Annotated in this window: 13 protein-coding genes; 6 read left to right on the top strand and 7 right to left on the bottom strand. The window is 41.9% G+C overall.

What is annotated here, in order from left to right; all coding sequences use genetic code 11:
* Positions 1-111: 111 nt before the first annotated feature.
* Both AN394_RS01090 and AN394_RS01085 read right to left on the bottom strand, forming a co-directional pair.
* A complete protein-coding gene (locus AN394_RS01090; RefSeq protein WP_054562991.1) occupies positions 112-507 on the bottom strand; it encodes a DUF4019 domain-containing protein in 396 nt (131 codons plus the stop codon).
* A gap of 174 nt (positions 508-681) precedes the next feature.
* Positions 682-1,116, bottom strand: a complete 435-nt coding sequence (locus AN394_RS01085; RefSeq protein ID WP_055020603.1) for a DUF4019 domain-containing protein — start codon at positions 1,114-1,116, stop codon at positions 682-684.
* Between the two features lie 503 nt (positions 1,117-1,619).
* Between AN394_RS01085 and AN394_RS01080 the strand changes: the two genes are divergently transcribed.
* Positions 1,620-2,570 carry a diguanylate cyclase gene (locus AN394_RS01080; protein WP_054562989.1) on the top strand — a complete coding sequence of 317 codons (951 nt, stop codon included), beginning with the start codon at positions 1,620-1,622 and terminating at the stop codon, positions 2,568-2,570.
* Between the two features lie 4 nt (positions 2,571-2,574).
* On the opposite strand, the gene AN394_RS01075 is transcribed toward AN394_RS01080, so the two are convergent.
* From AN394_RS01075 to AN394_RS01065, 3 genes are all read right to left on the bottom strand, one after another.
* Complete coding sequence (locus AN394_RS01075; protein ID WP_235575496.1) at positions 2,575-3,072, bottom strand: hypothetical protein; 498 nt, start codon at positions 3,070-3,072, stop codon at positions 2,575-2,577.
* A 52-nt stretch (positions 3,073-3,124) separates the two neighbouring features.
* Complete coding sequence (locus AN394_RS01070; protein ID WP_055020602.1) at positions 3,125-6,568, bottom strand: LamG-like jellyroll fold domain-containing protein; 3,444 nt, start codon at positions 6,566-6,568, stop codon at positions 3,125-3,127.
* Between the two features lie 354 nt (positions 6,569-6,922).
* On the bottom strand, positions 6,923-7,885 hold the full coding sequence (locus tag AN394_RS01065; RefSeq protein ID WP_054562986.1) for a glycoside hydrolase family 43 protein: 963 nt from the start codon (positions 7,883-7,885) through the stop codon (positions 6,923-6,925).
* 598 nt (positions 7,886-8,483) lie between these two features.
* Here AN394_RS01065 and AN394_RS01060 point away from each other — a divergent pair.
* The 4 genes from AN394_RS01060 to AN394_RS01040 all read left to right on the top strand — a co-directional run bounded on the left by AN394_RS01060 (position 8,484) and on the right by AN394_RS01040 (position 15,868).
* Positions 8,484-11,300, top strand: coding sequence for a TonB-dependent receptor (locus AN394_RS01060; RefSeq protein ID WP_054562985.1), 2,817 nt, complete (start codon positions 8,484-8,486; stop codon positions 11,298-11,300).
* A 272-nt stretch (positions 11,301-11,572) separates the two neighbouring features.
* The gene (locus AN394_RS01050; protein WP_054562984.1) at positions 11,573-12,910 is read left to right on the top strand and encodes an MFS transporter; all 1,338 of its coding nucleotides are present in this window, start codon (positions 11,573-11,575) and stop codon (positions 12,908-12,910) included.
* A 77-nt stretch (positions 12,911-12,987) separates the two neighbouring features.
* A complete protein-coding gene (locus AN394_RS01045) occupies positions 12,988-15,432 on the top strand; it encodes a glycoside hydrolase family 127 protein (RefSeq protein ID WP_055020600.1) in 2,445 nt (814 codons plus the stop codon).
* Between the two features lie 10 nt (positions 15,433-15,442).
* A complete protein-coding gene (locus AN394_RS01040; protein WP_055020599.1) occupies positions 15,443-15,868 on the top strand; it encodes an FKBP-type peptidyl-prolyl cis-trans isomerase in 426 nt (141 codons plus the stop codon).
* 84 nt (positions 15,869-15,952) lie between these two features.
* Here AN394_RS01040 and AN394_RS01035 read toward each other — a convergent pair whose 3' ends face one another.
* Positions 15,953-16,927, bottom strand: coding sequence for an arabinan endo-1,5-alpha-L-arabinosidase (locus AN394_RS01035; RefSeq protein WP_235576230.1), 975 nt, complete (start codon positions 16,925-16,927; stop codon positions 15,953-15,955).
* A 133-nt stretch (positions 16,928-17,060) separates the two neighbouring features.
* Between AN394_RS01035 and AN394_RS01030 the strand changes: the two genes are divergently transcribed.
* Positions 17,061-18,089 (top strand): family 43 glycosylhydrolase, encoded by a 1,029-nt coding sequence (locus AN394_RS01030; RefSeq protein ID WP_055020597.1) that lies wholly within the window; start codon positions 17,061-17,063, stop codon positions 18,087-18,089.
* Positions 18,090-18,132: 43 nt separating this feature from the next.
* Here the strand turns inward: AN394_RS01030 and AN394_RS01025 are convergent, their stop codons facing one another.
* The gene (locus tag AN394_RS01025) at positions 18,133-19,761 is read right to left on the bottom strand and encodes a sodium:solute symporter (protein ID WP_055020596.1); all 1,629 of its coding nucleotides are present in this window, start codon (positions 19,759-19,761) and stop codon (positions 18,133-18,135) included.
* Between the last annotated feature and the right edge of the window lie 190 nt (positions 19,762-19,951).

The following is a 19,951-nucleotide window of genomic DNA, read 5'->3' as shown; positions in this document are numbered from 1 at the left end:
AAGCCGTTCTACAATGCAATCCTAGAACCTAGAACCTAGAACCTAGAACCTAGAGCCTAGAACCTAGAGCCTAGAACCTAGAGCCTAGAACCTAGAGCCTAAATATAACCCCTAATTAATAAAATAACCGATAGGTTGCCACTGGCCACTACTTTTGCTGAGACTAATTGTTTCAATGGCCTGCTCTTTATTCATAAATTGGCTTTGAAACTGAATGATCACGTATTCACCATCAGGTGTTCCGGGTAAAGAGTCATAATTCATCAGGCTTAAATTCTTACGTAAAATCACCTTGCCAAGCGGTACCCGAACTTGTTTTAACGCTTTACTCCAGTTGCTTTGTGGCATCGCTTGTTTAAATAATGAATCTGCTTGCTGCCAACTTTGCTGATACTGACCGTTGTCGATTAGTGTAAGCCAGCTTTTAGCGCGATGAATAACTTCGAGTTCTTCAGCGTTTGCACAAAAGCAGCGTAAAAAAGTGATCAATAAGAGCATTTTTCTCATAGCAATTCCATTTACTTGTTGTTTATTGAATTCGTCTTGAAATGTTTTTATGTTTCGGCGACGAACAATAAATACTATTCATCAATTGTGCGGTTTATTTTCCCGCAGATAAGCATTTTAACTGTCGATAAATCTTACAGCACAAAACTCAAGGGCGCTTTGCGCTGCTCTAAACTAATCGATCAGATAACCTAATGGATGCCAGCCATCGGCGGCTTTGCTTAGGCTGAGCGTTTCAACTACTGCCTCTTTATTCATAAACTCGGTTTGAAACTTGACCACTAAATACTCACCATTTGGCAGGCCGGGTAATGAGTCATATTTTGCTGTGCCAAAATAGGTGCGAGACATAACTCGGCCTAAAGGAACGCGTATTTGAGTTAAGGCTGTTTGCCAGCGAGCTTTGGGTGTGGTGTTTTGAAAAACCTGATCAGCTTGCTGCCAGCTCTCGTGGTATTCTCCAGAATCAACCAAGGTTAACCATGCTCTCGCTGTTGAAATAGGGCTTGTTTCTTCAGCTGAGGTGAAAAAGCACACCAATAACGATGCCAGTAAAAACAGTTTTTGTAGCGTAAATCCATTTACAGAAAGTAATAAAATTTGACGCATAAGACGCCCTCACTTCGTTCATAGGGTGAATTCATAATACGAATGAGTTGGTTAATTTCTATACTGAAAAAGTGCTAGGGAAGGCTTTTTAGCGGGATTTAAGTGCTGTCTTTTATTTGAGCGATCTTTGCAACTGAGTTCGTAAAGTGGCGATGTAGATTAAATTGTTAAGTTTATGTTGTTGATTTATTGAGCAAATTAATTCGTTTTAACAGCTGCTAAATGTAACGACAATGACCCTAAATAGCACTTATTTTTACTGCTAAGGAAGTTTCGTATTTGCGTGCTCGATAATTCAGAGCCCGCATAGTTACTGGATTTCGGACCCTTTTTGGGGTTTTATGAGATAAGTTAGAAAGGGGAAAGTTGGCTATAGCCGGGAAGGCAAAGTCCAAACCTAAAAGTCATTATTCATAGGTTGGAAGCCTTGCTATTTGTCGTAACTTGAAAATCCCGATAATGCAAACTACCCTCAACGGTGAACCAATAAGGGTAAACTTTATATGGATAGTTCGCTTAATTTATTACGAAAAAAAGCTGAAAAGGATCTGAATCAAGCAACACTTGAAAGCAATGTTGTTTTGGTTGAAGACAGTGATCTTGATTTTACTGTTATCAACAAAGTGCTATCACCTAAGTACAATCTCAGGCGCTTCTCATCAGCCGAGCAATTGTTAGAGCTATTAGGTGATTTAAAAGCCTCACTTTTTTTACTAGATTACCGATTGCCTGGTATGGATGGGATTGATCTGTGTCAGAGAATTCGCAGTGTTCCTGTGTTTGAGCATACCCCCATAATCATGTTAACTGGCGAAAATTATACAAGCTTTGAATATAAATTTTGGGACGCGGGATGCAATGATTTTATTGCTAAACCCTACAGTGCAGTAACACTGCAAAAACGTGTTGAAAAAGAGCTGAAATACAATGCTTTGCTTGAGCAACATAAAGAAGCCTCAATGATTGACTCGCTAACTAAAGTTTTTAATCGACGCTATTTAGAAGTGGTGATGAATCAATTGAGTGCAAGACATGAGTCACCCGAAGTCTCTGTGTTATTACTGGATATTGATTATTTTAAAAAATATAACGACCGTTATGGCCATTTGGCAGGTGATGCAGCGCTTGTATCAGTTACTAACACAGTCAAAAGAGCATTAGCACGCGACACTGATTTTATTTCACGTTGGGGTGGTGAGGAGTTTGCCATAGTCCTTCCACACACTAACTATGATGGCTGTAAGTTGGTGGCAAAACGAATAATAGACTTATTGCACGAAGAGCATATACCCCATGAAGACTCACCGAGTGGTCACTTAACTATTTCAATTGGTGGGGTGACTGTTCCGGAATCTCCAAGAGATTGGAAGAGACTTTTCTTAAAGGCTGACGAAAACCTGTATGAAGCCAAAGAGAATGGGCGTAATCAATTCTGTTTAAAGCCTAAATTCTAAAGTTTTATACCAAGACACTCATTAGCACTCCAGGGTCGCTGATGCCTGCTTCTTTTAGCGCATCGCTAATTGATTGGCTAAGAGTCATTATTTGCGTTTGAATTTCCATAACCATCTTGGTCTGCGTTTCAACTTGCACTTTTACAGCTTCATCTTCTTGGTTTTTGAGCGCTTGCAGTTTGGCTAATTGCTCTTTGGCAAGTTCGAGTTGTTCTTTGAGCTTTTCGAGTTGCTCAACCATTTTGCGAATATGTGCGGGGAGTTCGCTAGATACTTCTTCTTTTTGAGCGGGCTCTACTTCACGACCAGAGAGTTTGTTCATCTCTTGGCTGCTGAGTTTGTAGCCTACTTTTGAGTTGGTATTACTGACTGCTGTATCTGCGTTTGAGATAGTTAACGCACTTGCTAATGAGTTAATAGCCATAATGAGAGCGATGAAAGTGAATGATATGTATGTATCGGCAAGGGGTACTAAAGCTTTAGAAAAAAGCCGGGTTTTCACCCGGCCTTTCCAGACAACAAATAGTTGAGGTGAGGCAGCTCACCTCACTTTGTTACTCTTGTGCAGCAGCTGCATCAAAGAGTGCTTTTACTTCTTCAGCGCTAATCGCACCGTTGAAAATTTTCAGTTCATCGATAGCACCGTTATAAGGTGTATCCCAGTAGTTAACACCGAGTGCAAACTCATTTGTTTCACCAGGAACCGTGAATACACGCGGGAAGCCATCGGTTTCTAGCTGTAATTCACCGTTAACATACATCTTCAACACATCACCGTTCGTACCATCAACAGTGAATGCAACATGTGTCCATTCTTTTGCTGGAATACGGCTATCTAGTTCTGCATTATCGAAGAAGGCACCGTTATTTGCCCATAAACGAGTTAGGCCTGTACCTGCCATAGATGGCACATAACTTAACCAAGAGCCTGCACTAGCACCTGCGAAGAACGCTGTAGTGTAATCAGTGAAGGTTTCAGGTTTTAACCACATAGACACAGAGTAGTCATTAGTTGTGATTAGGTTATCCGGTAAACGAACACCTGAACCTTCAAGGAATACTGCTTGACCCATGATACCGTCAACAAAAGTTACGTTACCACCAGTGTTGTTGATAAAACCACCCGTTGGTTTACCCGCTGCATATGTGCCGTTTAATGCACTTAAGTCACCTTCGAAGCTGTATTCAGCAGGTGCAAGTGATTTTAAGGTTACATCGAATGACTTAGTATCAGTAAAGTCTTTGTAGTTAATAGTTGCAGTTAATGTCACTACTTGGTCGCCAGCAGAGGCGCTAGGTTGTGTCACAACAGCTGTGCCATTAACCGGTTTTAAGTACTCTTCGTTGTTTGACGTCCAGCTAATACCAGATACAAATGGGCCTACACGCGGTAACTCAAAGCTTTCACGTACTGCCGATACATCACCTAAATCAAGCGCATCAGTAATGAAGCTCTCAAATTCAGTCGGATCTGTCAGGTTATTGATAGCCGCACCATTAATGTCTAGGCCGTTTAGTGCGTAGTCATAGACGATGAACTCATCAATTTGACCTTGGAAAGGTAAGTCCCAGCCGTAGTTCACACCAAGGGCAAAGTTACCTGTTTGTTCACTAAAGAAATCGGGGCGAGGCATCGAACCTGCACGCACACCATCACGATAAAGTGTTGCAGTACCATTAGCATAAGTGATGGCAATATGATTCCAATCCATCACTGCTGGAGAGTCAGAAATGATTTGGTTCCACATTTCAGCACCATCATCAGCTAAATAACGGCTCCAAAGCATCGGTGTTGTTGTAAAGTGTGTACTACCTGGGATCAAGCTCATCCAACGCGCATCTGATGCTGCAGCAAAAAGTGTTGGAGAGAAATCTGTTAGCACTGTTGGCTTAAACCAATACGAAATAGTGTACTCATCACCCGTTACTAACTCATCAGGTAAGCGAACACCCGTTGCACCATCAAAGTTAAATGCTTTGCCTGTTTGACCCTCTGCGTATGCAGCTGTACCGGCACCTACATTTAATAGGTTGTTATCTGTTACACCCGCATCATCTAGGTTACCTAAGCCATCACTGAGTGATTCTTCAAATGCATAGTGTGCAATCGCATTTTTAAATTCTGGGCGTGCTTCTAGATTTACATTAAATGTCTTAGTGATGCTCTCGCCGTTTAAAGAGATATTAGCAGTTAAAGTAACTGCTTTATCACCGCGATCTGGCGTTGGAATAAATACTGATCCTTCACTGGTGATGTAGTATTCATCACTACTTTCCCAGTTAATTACAGCACCATCTTTACCTTTGGTTGGTAATGAGTAGCCTTCGTCAGCAATTGATAATTCAGTTTTAATATCTAGCGCTTCTTGAACAGTGCCCAGCACGTTTGCAGTATCCGTAATTTCATCACGTTTACTTGCCCAAATGGTAGCGCCTTCGCTTGATGTAGCTGATACAGTTACAGCCATTGCTTTAGTTGCATCATCCCATTGCCATTTAGCCACGCCAAAGTAAGTACCAGAATCTAACTCAAGTTTAATATTTGAGTCATCAATCATGTACCAGATACCTGGATCATCACCGGTTACTGAGTGATCTTCGTTTAGTGCAATATGCATTGAACGAATCGCATCTGTATTTACATCAGTGCCATGACTGATAAATTTGTAATAACCGTAAAGTTCATCAGCAACCACCATGTTATTGCCTTCAAGCGGTACATAGCGCTGTGGTGAAGCCATAGGCCAACCTAATGAGTTAATAAACATTTCATGTACACGAACTTGGTGTGCTTCAGTATTTTCAGGAAACTCAGTAGACGTTTGTGGAAAACGCGTATGCGTGATTAACAAGTGACGACCAGTTGCTTCATCGTAGTAAGCAGAGTTATGACCTGGTGATTGATAACCCCATGCAGGTGCTGTTTCGCCAAGTTCTTGCGTGTACTCAAAGCCACCCATTAGTTTTTCACCAACTTCTAAGCCGCCTACTGTCGCAATGTCGTTACCTGCGTTATCTAGGTAAGGGCCATCTGGTGTTTTAGAACGAGCAACGCGGATGTTGTAACCGCCGTTTAAGTCAAGGCCACCCGTAGAATAAAATAAGTAGTAATATTCACTTTCTGGGCTGTACATTACGAAAGCGCCTTCAATGAAGCGCCCGGCGCCACCAAGAAGGTGTTTTCCATAACCTTGACCGGCTTCTGGCATACCTGTTTCTTCGTCCATAGCCAGAATAAAAATACCACCATGATGAGAACCGTAAACCATCCAAAGTTTGCCGTCTGTGTCATAGAATGCAGCCGGATCGATGACATTTGGATCTATGCCACCATCATAAGTCGTTTGGCCATTATCAAGTGGATATGCAGCAAACTCCGCTTCTGTACGATAACCGCTGCGCAGGAAAATACCTTTGTTTGTATACGGACCTTCGATATTGTCAGCTTCAGCTAATCCTAAATAACCGCGGTCCCAACAAACTTGATCATTGGTTATGTCGGCTGTGTTGGTATTGTCTTGTCCGCAGCTATTATAGTAAAACCAAAACTTACCATTTGGTGATTGAATTACATCGGCAGCCCAGTTGCTTGGGTAACCATCGGTCCACTCAACGCCTTCGGCAATTTCTTCTAAGTAATTGTAATCAAATAACGGACTTTCATTAACTTGTAATACATCTTGTCCGTCTATTCTTAAAACAGAAGGCGAAGAAATCATTTCCCAGTTCAAGAGATCTGTTGATTTAGCGGCAGCAAGGTGTGAACCAAAAATATAATAAGTGTCGTCAACTTTAACGACAGAAGGATCGTGCACGCTTACATTGGTAACCATTACGCTACCTGATTCAGTGTATTCAACACTGCTGCTTACTGTCGGTTTCGCACTTTGCGGGTCGGCAACCGCTGGTGCTGTGTCAAGCTTAGTACCATCTTCTTTGCCACAACCTGTAACAGCCAAAGAGCAGGCTATGACCATGGCTAATTTATTTAATTTCATTTTATGTGTCCTCTTGAAACTGGGATTCATTTTTTTATTCGATTGTTGTCAATAAAATTGCCGCGTGCCTATATCAAACTAATAAGAACGTAGTATTGTAATTTTATAGTACGATTTAAAATGTGCAAATACTTTTGCAAAGGTAATTGATATGTAAACACGAAGTGTCAGTGTTTACAATATGTACAGCGTGATTTTAATTTTTTCAAGTTGCCAGTTTTGGCGTTTTTTTCGCTGTTTTTGCTCTATTAGAGAAGTTTTTTGCTTATCTGAAAGTGAGGATTTCCCGGTAAATTTGTTTATTTGTATTACATTTGAGCACTAAAAAGGGCTCTTAAAGAGCCCTTTTTGAGATTACTTGTCTTGTTTACTTAGACCTTCAGTGGTCATGATAATACGTTTAAGTGTGCCATCTTCGTTGTAATAAAGCGGCTCAATCGCCACTGAACGGCGAAAACGCCCGCCACTTGGTTTGCCATCAATTGGTGGTACGGCACCAGTATGGTAAATAAAGTAGTCTTTACCTTTGTATTCGATGATTGATTGGTGGTTGGTTTCGCTGTTACCTGCGATCTCATTCAAGATACCTTTATATTCCCACGGGCCATGAATGCTTTTGCTCATGGCATAACAGATCTTCTCAGGGAACTCACATGCGTACGATACATAGTAGTTGTCGTTTTTCTTATGAACCCATAACGCTTCGGTAAAGTTTGGTAAGTCTAGCGTTTTAATTTCACCATCAAGAGACAGTAAATCGTCGCTTAGCTTTACGTATTTTGGCATTAAGTTACCAAAGAACATGTAAGTATCGCCGTTTTCTTCTGTATAAATAGCAGGGTCGATGTCGTCCCAATCATTTGGCGTATGTTTGGTCATATCATCGGTAACCAGTGCGTGACCAATTGCATCTTTAAATGGACCTGTTGGTGATTTAGAAGTTGCAACACCAATTGCAAAACCTGGTTTTGTGTCGTTGTGACGAACGGTTGTAAAGAAGTAGAAAGTGCCATCACGCTCAATCATGTGTGAAGCCCATGCTTCGCCTTTAGCCCATTTAAAGTCTGTTGCTTTCATGATTGGGCCGTGCTTTTTCCAGTTCACCATATCTGTTGATGAAAAGGCTAACCAGTCATGCATTTCAAAAAACACATCATTATTAGGTGCTTCATCATGGCCTGTATAAAGGTATACGGTGTCATTGTGAACAAGTGCAGCAGGGTCTGCAGTAAATACATCGGTGAATAATGGGTTTTGTGCAACAGCTAAGCTGCTCGAAAAAAGTAATGGTAGCGCCAACGCTTTCAATTTCTTCATGAGTGTCCTTAGTAACTAATAATTGTTGTTTGAACTGCAGCTTTTTCTACCCAGAACTCGCTCTAAGTGACCAGATAATACACTGTGTATGCCTGATTATACTGAGTAACTGATTGTTTACATCGAAACAAACCAGTAAAAGTGCAGCAAAAAATAACTCTATATTGTATTATTGTATTTTAATCATAGTAGCATCAAAATACGCTGGGTAAATAACTTGTTAGCCTTTTTTGTTGCTCTGGATGAGTGAAAGACAAATTAAAACAAGCAAACGAATAATCGCTAAGTGGCTGATAATAATGGGTCTTAATGAATTCCCAAAACAAAAACGCAGCATGCTTTGAGTTTGTAACATGTTATAATTGCAACGTTTTTTGTAAACATAATGGCAGTTATTTTAATTTGGCTTTTTGAGTTGACTGTTAAATAATCATACAATATGATTAAAGTTCAGGCAGCAATGTATTAACATAAAAATATAGACACACTCGCGCACCGTTTTGACAACACACGATGCACAATGCAGTGGTCACTCTTCGGTAACTGAATGGGGAAAGTTCAGCGGACCGATATAACTATAATTTGGAGAACACCGCTTATGTTTAAAAGAACACACATAGCCAGTGCTGTAGTTATGGCATTTACCTGTCAATTTGCTTTTGCACAGGAGGAAGCACCAAACACTCCTGAGAATAACGTCGATGAGATGGAAGTTATTCAAGTATCAGGTATTCGCGGCAGTTTAAACAAAGCGTTAGATGAAAAACGTGCAAGCGTTCAAATCGTGGATGCAATTGTTGCTGAAGATATTGGTAAATTCCCTGATAACAACGTGGTTGAAGCACTACAACGTGTGACAGGTGTACAAACAACAGGCCGTGGTGCTGGTGAAGTAAGCGCGGTTTCAATCCGTGGTCTTACTGATGTTAATACCACAGTTAATGGTCGCGCTATCTTTACAGGTGCGGGTCGTGATGTGGCGCTGCAAGACATTCCTGCAAGTTTACTTTCAGGCGTAACAGTTTATAAAACCCGTTCGGCGGACCAAATCGAACGCGGTATCGCAGGTGCGATTGATATTAAAACTCACCGTCCTTTCAACTTCGAAGGTGAAAAAGTTGTTTTAGCGGCACGTGCGATTTACTCAGATCAACCAGATGAAGTTGATCCAAATATTAGTGCATTACTCTCTAACCGTTGGGAAATCGACGGCGCTGGTGAATTTGGTGCACTTTTCAATATTTCTTATGCTGAAACACATTACCGCGATGACACCATCACAGCGGGTGCTGCATTCCCATTCTTTACTGATAAACCACAGTACAACTACTCACCGTATTCACGTGTTCCAAATGAATTCTGGACTCAAGGTACTGAGTTAGGTCTACCTACTGCGGCTGGTTCTACTTTAGACGTAAATGGTGAGCCAACTGAATACCTATTAGCACGTGATGCTATTTTTGGTACTTCATTCACCGGTCTTCGTAAGCGCCCGGCAGCGTCTGTATCTTTACAGTGGGCACCAGATGAAACCCTAGAAATCACAGCTGAAGGTTTCTACACAGGTTACGAAAACGAATCGCAAAACGCGATGTGGTTCTCAAATACGTTTGAAAACGGTAACGGCTTCATTGAAACACCAACTGTGTTTGATGGCACTAACGTAGTTAAAGAAAAGCAAGCGATTGGCGCTGGCGGTTTCCAAAGTGGTGACTTTTCATATGGTAAAACAGATAGCTACTTATATGCGCTAGGTGCAGAGTGGCTAGCAAGCGATTACCTAACCATTAATACAGAAGTTGTTTACCAAGACAGTGAGTACGAAACAGATTTCTTCGCAATGCGTTTTGATCGTGTAGCGACGGGTCTTGACGTTGATTTTAATGATAAAGACGGCGTACCAGGCATCGCGTTTTGGGATGATCCAAACACAGCGGTAAACGAAGCAGATATGGCTGCTATCGAAAACTGGAATGCAGGTACTATTTATGACAATGGCGGTGGTAATGCCGGCGATGCACTAACATTCACATTTGATGCTGAATACCTAATTGGTGGTACTTATTTTGATAAAGTGAAATTCGGTGGTCGCTACGAAAAACGAACTGCGCAAGAGTACACACGTGGTCAAGATACTGGTATTGCAAACACATCTGTGGCTAGCTTAATTGAGCAGCTAGCAGCAGCGGGTGCAGCAGGTGATGGTTCTGGTATTGTGTTCCAAGTTGATGATTATTTCGATGGCCGTGCTGACGTATTCGACAGCTTTGTAACTGCTGACGGTGGCTACATGCTTGATAACGGCGATGCTGTTCGTAGCGTATATGGCCTTGAGGCTGAAGATGTATACAAAACATTTGATATCGAAGAAAACTCATACGCGCTATATGCCACAACTAACTTCTTCTTAACGGAAGATATTAGCGGTGAGTTTGGTTTACGTTATGTAAGCTACGAGCAAGATATGGACTTTGTTGCTGAGTCTGGCGGCATGAACTCAAATGTATTTGAAGAAAGCTCAGCAAGTGCTGATAGCAGCGCATTACTACCAAGCTTAGTACTTAACTGGAACATCACTGATGATGTAGTGGGCCGTGTAGCGTACACAGAAACATTACGTATGCCTAACTTTGCTGACTTAAACGCGCTGCAATACTGGTACGATCCTTTAACAGAAGGTGCTACATACGGTACAGGTAATGGTGGTAACCCAGAGCTTAAACCAACAGAATCAAAGAACTATGATGTATCACTTGAATGGTACTTCGCAGATACAAGCTCACTTTACGCGGCTTACTTTAAGCGTGAAATAGAAGGCTTAGTTGTTGCGGGTCGTAAGCAAGTTGTGCGCGAAGGCGATGATGGCGTAACACGCCCATATGTATTAAGTGCACCAGTGAATGCTTCAAACGGTGAACTGTCTGGTTTAGAAGTTGGTTTAGTTTACTTCCCAGAAAACTTACCAGAGTACTTAAACGGCTTTGGTGTGCAAGCAAGCTACACCATGCTTGACTCAGAGCAAGATACACCTGAATTCAATGAGTTAGGTGAAATTTCTGGTTATGTTGATTCACAAATGGCAGGTGTTTCTGATGAATCGTACAGCATCGTAGGTATCTACGAGCGTGATTCATTCGACATGCGTTTATCATATGTATGGCGTTCTGAGTTCTACACAGGTAACGAAGCGGCAATCTTTGCTAACCCGATTCAATTCTGGAATCGTCCAGAGCAAAGCTTAGACTTCCAATTTAGCTACAATGTGAATGATGATTTAGTGGTTACTTTTGATGCAACGAACATCCTAGATGACGTATATCAGAGCTACTACGGTGAAGGTAACGACAACCTATTTAACTTTGGTAACGGTATCTACTCACGTACATTCGCACTAGGTGCACGTTATTCTTTCTAAATTTCTTTTATAGACCTAAAAACCCCGGCTCTGCTGGGGTTTTTTATTGGTTTTTATAAACCAAACCATCGGTCGAAAAGAGTTGCGATTTAATAAGTATGATAATACTATTAATTAGATTAGCATTAAATTTACAAAAATAACGAACGCAATGGCCAAGCTGTGTAATATCTAGGGCTATAAATTTATTTGATACGCAATGTTGAAAGCTTTTTAGCATTGCTTGAAATAGTGAGCGGCGGCTCATTATTGACCAATTAGGGTGTTGTTGTATGGAATCTCAAAAGTTATCCGTTGTAGAAAAGGTCGGCTTTGGCGCCGGCGACATGGCAGTAAATGTCATGGTTGCAGCGTTATTCTATTTTATGTCTTTCTTTTACACCGATATCTACGGGCTTGATCCGGTTGATATGGGTGTGTTGTTCTTAGTGGCGCGTTTTGTTGATGCCTTTACCGATCCATTAATGGGGGTGATCACCGACAAAGTGAAAACCCGTTGGGGTCAGTTCCGTCACTGGTTCTTATTTTTATCTGTTCCATATGGTTTGTCGGTCGTACTGTTATTTACCACGCCTGATTTCGACTACAACATGAAGTTAGCGTGGGCTTATGCCACTTACTTGTTTGCGACCTTGATGTTTACCGGTGTTGCTATTCCTTATATCTCTTACATTGGTGTATTAACTGCCGATCCTAAAGAGCGTTTGTCAGCCAATGGCTACCGTATGTTCTTCGCTAAGATTGCCAATGTAGTGATCGTATTTTCAGTGCCGCTACTTGCCTCATATTGGGGAGATGGCAGCTTGTCGTATGGTTATAAACTGGCAATGGCATTGGTATCGGCATGTGCCGTAGCACTATTTTTGTTTTGCTTCTTTACTACTCGCGAACGTATTACCCATGAGCCACAAACCGAAGGCGTACTTACGCAATTAAAAGTACTTATTAAAAACGACCAATGGTTACTACTGTGTGCAGCATGTGTGCTTGGTACGCTTGGCTATGCGATTCGTGGCAGTGTTGCTATGTATTACGCAACCTATTACTTAGGTGTACCAGATTTAGCAGGTGCCTTTACCAGTGCAGGTATTGCAGCATCTATTGTCTCAATGGTGGCAAGTACGTGGATCACCCAGCGCTACTGTAAAATGAAGCTATTCCGTCAATCACAAATTGCAGTGCTATTTATTTCATTACTAATGTACTTTGTAGTGCAGCCTGGCGATGTGATGACGGCGTTTGTGCTTTATATCATTTTGTCATTTGTGGTTGATTTACATGCGCCAGTGTTCTGGTCTGCAATTGCTGAAGCCGTTGATTACGGTGAAATTAAAGACGGCGTTCGTGCATCGGGTCTATCATTTGGTGGTATTTCATTCTGCCAAAAAGCCGGGGGCGGTTTAGCGGGCTTAGCGGGTGGTTTATTACTGGCATTTTTTGAGTACAAGCCTAACGTTGAGCAAACTGAATTTACCCTTATGGGCTTAGCACTGATGCTAACTATCATTCCGGGTGTTTTCCACGCCTTACTAGGTCTGATTTTGAAAAAATACAAAATTACCGATGAGTACTATACGGATATGGTTATTCATAAGCGCCTACCAAAATAACCACTCTTTAAACGCACACACTAAATAAGTGTGTGCGCTTTGCTCTTTAAAATAATAATTCGCTGGGAGACAACAGTATGAACACATTCAAGGTTAGCTATTTAGCAAGCGTTTGCGCTGCAATATTAACTGTTAGCGGTTGCAGTGAAATGCCAACAGAAAGTAAACAAGCCGCTTCAGTGGAGCATGCTGAACATACCAGCGAACAACATTTATTTGCCCTAAATCAAGTAAGTTTAAGCGCCAGCCCGTTTTTACATGCGCAGCAAACGAATGTGCGTTATTTATTAGCTCTTCATCCTGATCAGCTGCTTGCTCCTTATCTGCGTGAAGCAGGTCTTGAGCCAAAAGCGCCTAACTATGGCAACTGGGAAAGTACTGGCCTTGATGGCCATATTGGCGGTCATTATCTTTCAGCCTTAAGCCTTGCGTGGGCAGCCACAGGTGACGAAGAATTAAAGCAGCGTTTAGATTATATGCTAAGCGAGCTGGATCGCGCCCAGCAAGCCACTGGTGGTTACTTAGGCGGTATCCCAAATGGCGATGAAATGTGGCAGCAGATTGAAAAAGGTGAAATCAAAGCCGATTTATTCAGCTTAAATGACCGCTGGGTGCCTCTTTATAACATCGATAAAATCTTCCATGGCTTGCGTGATGCATACGACGTTGCTGGCAGTGATAAAGCCAAACAAATGCTATTTAAGTTAGGTGAATGGTTCTTAGCGACCACTGCTAAGCTAACTGATGAACAAGTTCAACAAATGCTGTATTCAGAGCATGGTGGCTTAAATGATGTGTTTGCTGATATGTACTTTATTAGTGACGATGAGCGTTACTTAAAACTAGCCCGTCAGTTCTCTCATAACATCATTATTGAACCCTTATTACACAAAGAAGATAAGTTAACTGGCCTGCATGCAAATACGCAAATTCCAAAAATTATTGGCATGTTGAAAGTAGCAAATGCCAGCGATGATAAAGCATGGCAGAAAGGTGCTGACTTTTTCTGGAAAACAGTCAGCCAAGAGCGCTCAGTATCAATTGGTGGTAACTCGGTACGTGAGCATTTTCATGATAAAAGTGACTTCACGCCAATGGTTGAAGATGTTGAAGGCCCAGAAACCTGCAACACTTACAACATGATGAAACTTAGTAAGTTATTATTTTTAAAAACCGGTGATACGCGTTATTTAGACTATTATGAGCGCGCCACATATAACCATATTTTATCGTCACAACACCCAGAGCATGGCGGTCTTGTTTACTTTACCTCAATGCGCCCTGGGCATTACCGTATGTATTCGTCAGTGCAAGATTCAATGTGGTGTTGTGTAGGCTCAGGTATTGAGAATCACAGCAAATATGGTGAGCTGATTTATAGCAATACCGGTAAAGAGCTATGGGTAAACTTGTTTATTCCTAGCACGTTAAACTGGCAACAGCAGGGTTTGCAAATCACGCAAGAAAGCCAGTTCCCAGATGATAACAAGGTCTCACTGACCGTGAATCGTTTGTCTGAGGGGCAAAGCTCTGAGTCGGTGATTCATATTCGTAAACCGTCTTGGCAGCAAGGTGAGCTGAGCTTTACTTTAAATGGACAAGCTGTAAGCGCAACCGAAAAAGACGGTTACTACAGTATCAGCCATGCTTGGCAAAGCGGTGATAAGCTTGCCTTTGAACTTAGTCCTAAGCTTTATACTGAGCAGCTACCTGATGGTCAGCATTATTACTCTGTGATGTATGGGCCTGTTGTAATGGCTACCAAAGTACAAGCATTTGCAAATGAGCAGCTTAACTTTGTTGCTGACAATAGCCGCATGGGCCACATCGCCGCTGGGCCAACTTGTCCGCCAGAGGCTCTTCCAATCATGCTGAGTGAGCCAGAACAATTTATTGCCGATCTCACTCGTAAACCGGGCCAAAAGCTCGCATTTATCGCCGATAAAAATGTGGCGATTGCCAAGCAAGGTATCGATAACACTAAGAGCACAGAGCTAATTCCGTTCTTCCGCTTACACGATAGTCGCTATCAAGTGTATTGGCCTCAGCAAAGCGAAGCAGAGTTCACGCAATTTGTTGCCGATGCAAAAGCGGCTGAGCAAGCGAAAGAGGAACTTCGTTTATTAACCGTTGATCAAATTACACCGGGTGAACAACAACCTGAAGTCGAACACGATTTTAAAGGTGAGGGAACCCGTGCAGGTGTTAATAATGGTCATCACTGGCGCGATGCGACAGGTTGGTTTGAGTATCAGCTTAGTAACCCAGAACAAAAAGCGGTTGCTTTGCGTGTTCGCTATTTTATTGGCGATGTAGATCGTCATTTCTCTATTAATTTAAATGGAGAGCAATTAGCTGCAGTTAGTTTGCCTGTAGGTAAACCGATGGATGAGTTCTACACCATTGATTACCCATTAACAGAAGCAATGAAAAAGTCGAAAACGCTTACCTTACGTTTTGCTGCCGACAAAGATTCTGTTGCCGGTGGTATCTATGGTATTCGTTTAATCAACGCACAATAAAGAGTTGGCTATGTTAAGCAACAATGTGTTTGCGACGGCTAAAGAGCATGTTTTACCGTCGCTTTTAGATAACAGCGCAGAGCAACACTGTTTTTACCAAACCCCGACAGGACTTGGTTATCGAGTGATTGAGCAAGGTCAGGGGGATAAACCTAGTTGGGATGCCACAGTGACTGTGCATCAACGAGTTACCCTTAAAAATGGTCGAGTGTTATTCGATACTCGCAAGCAAGGTGCTGCTGTAGAGTACGAAATTGCAGAGGCGATAGTGGGCTTACAAGAAGCATTGCAACTAATGAATAAAGGCAGCCGCTTTGAGGTGCTAATACCTGCGCATCTTGCACGTGATGTGTACAGCGCATTTATTGAAGAAAAGCATCAGCAAGGCTGCCAAAGCCCCATGCTCGTTGATATTACCTTGGTTGATTTTAGTTAATAACACCTACTTTCAACCTCAAACTAGGTCATTAAAGCAAATAAAAAACCTGCAATTTTGCAGGTTTTTTTGTGTGTTGGATAATTACTTCTTAAGCTTGGTTTTAAGCTTATTTAGGTCGGCTGGGTTAACAACCGGCCAATCGTTTTTCCAACTCATAGGTAAAATACGTAGTTTTTGCACGCCGTTATCGGCTGTTTCGTAGGCGTGTAATACTAAATAGTCTTTGCCATCAAAGGTGTACGCAGCGTTATGACCAAGAGCTGCCCAGTCTTTATTACCTTCAATAACTAAACTGCCACCGCCATCAACCATAGAGCGACCTTGTTGATCTAAGTATGGGCCTTCGATGTTTTTGCTGCGACCTACGCGTACGTTATAAGTACTCTCTACGCCACGGCAGCATTTATCAAACGAAACAAATAGGTAGTAATAGTCATTCTTTTTAAAGATATAAGGTGCTTCAATCGGGCCATGTTCCGTGTTTGGGCGACTCGCAATGTGATGCCACTTTTCAGGTTTTGCTAAGCGCACCATGTCATCATCAAGTTTTACTAGTTTAAGACCACCCCAGAACGAACCAAAGCTCATCCACGGTGTGCCATTGTCATCTTCGATTATTGCAGGGTCGATAGCGTTCCAATCGTCACGTTCAGGCACTGATTCAACCACTATGCCGTAGTCAATCCACTTGTAATCAGGTGATGATGGGTCAAGTGTTTCATTAACCGTTACACCAATTGCCGAAGTGTTTTTGCCGAATGCAGAGACTGAGTAATAAAGGTAAAACTTACCATTTTTCTCATACACATCAGGTGCCCATAAGTGGCCATCAAAACTTGGTGAAATACGCTTTGCCCAACTCGGCTCATCTTTAAAAACGCGGCCTGTGAGTTTCCAGTTGGTTAAATCTTTAGATTCATAATAGGTAATACCAGGGCCTGTGCTAAATACATAGTACGTGTCGCCTTCTTTGGTCATTACCGGATCATGTACTTCAACTTGCTTTGCAGATACGGCTGCGGCAGAAAAAAGTAGCCCTGTTGAAAGCCACTTCATTGCGTGTGTCACCTTACTTACGGGTCTCATGCTTGAATACCTTTTGTTGTTTTAACTCTTGTGTTCATTCAGCTACTATATAATATGTAATACAATATTAACAATAAAATCGAGACGAAATACAGGACACATTATGCTCAAAAAATTATCTCGGCTAACGCTTCTTAGTGCGTTAAGCGCCTCGTCATTGTCAGCCCTTGCTGATGCTAATAGTAGCAAGACTTTAGCGCCAATTGATAACCCCATTGTACTCAAACGGGCTGATCCTTGGTTAGTTCGTGATGATAAAAGTGGCTGTTACACGTTTATAGGTAGTTCGCCGAAATTTGATGAAATTGAGCTGCGCCAAGCTTGTCGTTTAAACGATTTAAAATTAGCTGAGCCGAAGGTTATTTGGCAAAAGCGCGATAAAGGCCCAATGAGTGTCAATATTTGGGCCCCTGAGCTACATCAGATAGATGGCAGTTGGTATATCTACTTCGCCGCAGGTGATATCGAAAAGCCGTTCAGTATTCGCATGTATGCACTTAAAAACGACAGTGCTAATCCGATGCAAGGTGAGTGGCAAGAAATGGGGCAAGTAATTAGTCACCTTGATAGTTTTTCGCTTGATGCCACAAGTTTTACGCACAAGGGTAAGCGTTACATGATTTGGGCGCAGCAGAACCAGCCTGCAACTTATAACTCAGCTTTATGGTTAGCTGAAATGGACTCACCAACATCAATTAAAGAACCCATTATCGCGATTACTGAGCCAACCCTTGATTGGGAAGTGCAAGGCTACAAGGTGAATGAAGGTGCTGCAGTCATCACCCACGGCGATAAAATATTTGTCACTTATTCAGCCAGTGCCACCGATCATCGATATGCGATGGGCTTGCTATGGGCAGATGTGAATGCTGATTTGCTTGATCCTGCTAGTTGGCATAAAAAGGCTGAGCCGGTGTTCACCACCAATGCTGAGCTAGGTCGCTTTGGCCCTGGGCACAACAGTTTTGTAAAAGCTGAAGATGGTGTAACCGATTTAATGATTTATCACAGTCGTGACTATAAAGAGCTGAAAGGCACACCGCTTACAGACCCAAATCGCCATGCGCGAGCACGCATTATTACGTGGGATAAGAACGGTTTTCCAGTGTTTTCACCAGAACTCGCTGATTAAAAAAGGGCGCCAATTGGCGCCCTACAACTTTGGGAACGAACGATTACCAGAAGCGGTAGTAAATAAAGGCAGTAATACCAATAATACCCGCGGTATGAATGTAATCCCACTTATCTAAGCCGGCCGCTACTTCTTTCATAGTTGCTTTATCTAGGCTTGAGAAAGTAAGACCTTTCAATTGTTCTTCGTCTGCTTGTTTGGTGAAAATACTCACCACAATCATAATCGCAACGACCACAACAAATAGCAGAATACAGTAATATAACCAGTTCATTGTGGTGATCCACGCAAATGATGAACCTGTTAAATCATCTTTAAATGGCAGTAACACTAAGCGGATCATACCAAGCACAAAACCTGATACTAAGCCCACAAAACCCGCTGTTGGAGTGATGCGTTTACTACATAAACCGAGTAAAAATACTGCTGCAATTCCCGGTGCAATAAGAGACTGCACACTTTGCAGATATTCATAAAGCACATCGGCAATTAAGCTCATGACGGGTATCCACAGAAGACCTAATACAACAATCACGATAGTGGCAATACGGCCTACTTTCAGAAGGTGCTTCTCAGATGATTCAGGTTTGAATTTCTTATAGAAATCAATGGTAAATAAGGTTGCTGATGAGTTAAATAATGATGCTAAAGAGCTCATAAGAGCCGCTACTAAACCACCGATTACAATCCCCTTTACGCCGGCTGGTAATAGCTCAGCAACGAGAGTTGGGAAAGCTTGGTCAGCACTTTCATAGCTAATAATACCTTTAACATTCAATGCGTATGCAATCATGCCTGGTACTAAGAAGATAAATACAGGAAGTAATTTTAAGTAACCGGCGAACATGGTACCGCGACGGGCTTCTTTAATACCTTTTGCAGATAAAACACGTTGTACGATGTATTGGTCGGTACACCAATACCAAAAACCAATAATGAATGAACCAAATACAATGCCAGGCCAAGGGAATTCAGCATCTGAAGCGCTACGAATAAGGTGCATATTAGCATCGTTGATACGCTCAACTTCTGCCCAGCCACCTACTTTATCTAGACCAACAACTAATATGACTAAGGAGCCAATAATGAGTACAGGGGTCTGCAACACCGAGGTCCACATAATGGCTTTCATACCGCCAAGTACCGTATAAATACCGGTGATAACGACTAGGCCAATAGCTGAAATCCAGAAGAAATCGATGCCCCAAATGCTCTCAATACCTAAGATTGTTTTAAATGCGATGCCGCCGGCATAAACCGTTACCGCAACCTTGGTTAGTACATAACTAATCAATGAGATAACAGATAAGAAGGTACGTGATTTAGAGTTAAAGCGGCGCTCTAAGAATTCAGGCATGGTGTAGACTTTACTACTCCAATAGAAAGGCACGAAAATCCAACCGAGTAGTAGAATGATCCACGATTGCATCTCCCAGTGAGCTAGTGCCATACCCGATTGTGCACCTGAACCTGAAAGGCCCACCAAATGTTCCGAGCCAATGTTTGATGCGAAAATAGAGGCACCAATCACTAACCAACTTGCATTACGACCCGCTAAAAAGTAATCAGCGGTGTCTTCTTCTTTTTGTCGCATAGACATCACGACAACGCCTAGTAACAGGACAAAAAATCCTGCTAGCACTGCCCAGTCTAAGGTACTTAGTTCGACCATCGTGTGTTCCACCTAATTTTGAAAGAGAATTTTGCTTTTTTAGTTGTTGAATAAAAATATTATATTATAAATAAGGTAAGTGAAAGAGATTTGTTAAAATAAGGTGACAGTCTGTAGGTGAAATGGTGACTATGTTGTTCGAAATATAGACACTTGTATTAGGTTGTTTTTTGCTTGTTATTGATTTTAA

The organism is Pseudoalteromonas sp. P1-26, from assembly GCF_001401795.1.
Taxonomy (GTDB): domain Bacteria; phylum Pseudomonadota; class Gammaproteobacteria; order Enterobacterales; family Alteromonadaceae; genus Pseudoalteromonas.
This window is presented reverse-complemented; position numbering and strand designations above follow the sequence as displayed.

What these genes read in the sequence shown, in the direction of transcription:
- AN394_RS01090 (WP_054562991.1), bottom strand. Translation starts at nt 507, where the DNA reads ATGAGAAAAATGCTCTTATTGATCACTTTTTTACGCTGCTTTTGTGCA.
- AN394_RS01085 (WP_055020603.1), bottom strand. Translation starts at nt 1,116, where the DNA reads ATGCGTCAAATTTTATTACTTTCTGTAAATGGATTTACGCTACAAAAA.
- AN394_RS01080 (WP_054562989.1), top strand. Translation starts at nt 1,620, where the DNA reads ATGGATAGTTCGCTTAATTTATTACGAAAAAAAGCTGAAAAGGATCTG.
- AN394_RS01070 (WP_055020602.1), bottom strand. Translation starts at nt 6,568, where the DNA reads ATGAAATTAAATAAATTAGCCATGGTCATAGCCTGCTCTTTGGCTGTT.
- AN394_RS01065 (WP_054562986.1), bottom strand. Translation starts at nt 7,885, where the DNA reads ATGAAGAAATTGAAAGCGTTGGCGCTACCATTACTTTTTTCGAGCAGC.
- AN394_RS01060 (WP_054562985.1), top strand. Translation starts at nt 8,484, where the DNA reads ATGTTTAAAAGAACACACATAGCCAGTGCTGTAGTTATGGCATTTACC.
- AN394_RS01050 (WP_054562984.1), top strand. Translation starts at nt 11,573, where the DNA reads ATGGAATCTCAAAAGTTATCCGTTGTAGAAAAGGTCGGCTTTGGCGCC.
- AN394_RS01045 (WP_055020600.1), top strand. Translation starts at nt 12,988, where the DNA reads ATGAACACATTCAAGGTTAGCTATTTAGCAAGCGTTTGCGCTGCAATA.
- AN394_RS01040 (WP_055020599.1), top strand. Translation starts at nt 15,443, where the DNA reads ATGTTAAGCAACAATGTGTTTGCGACGGCTAAAGAGCATGTTTTACCG.
- AN394_RS01035 (WP_235576230.1), bottom strand. Translation starts at nt 16,927, where the DNA reads ATGAAGTGGCTTTCAACAGGGCTACTTTTTTCTGCCGCAGCCGTATCT.
- AN394_RS01030 (WP_055020597.1), top strand. Translation starts at nt 17,061, where the DNA reads ATGCTCAAAAAATTATCTCGGCTAACGCTTCTTAGTGCGTTAAGCGCC.
- AN394_RS01025 (WP_055020596.1), bottom strand. Translation starts at nt 19,761, where the DNA reads ATGGTCGAACTAAGTACCTTAGACTGGGCAGTGCTAGCAGGATTTTTT.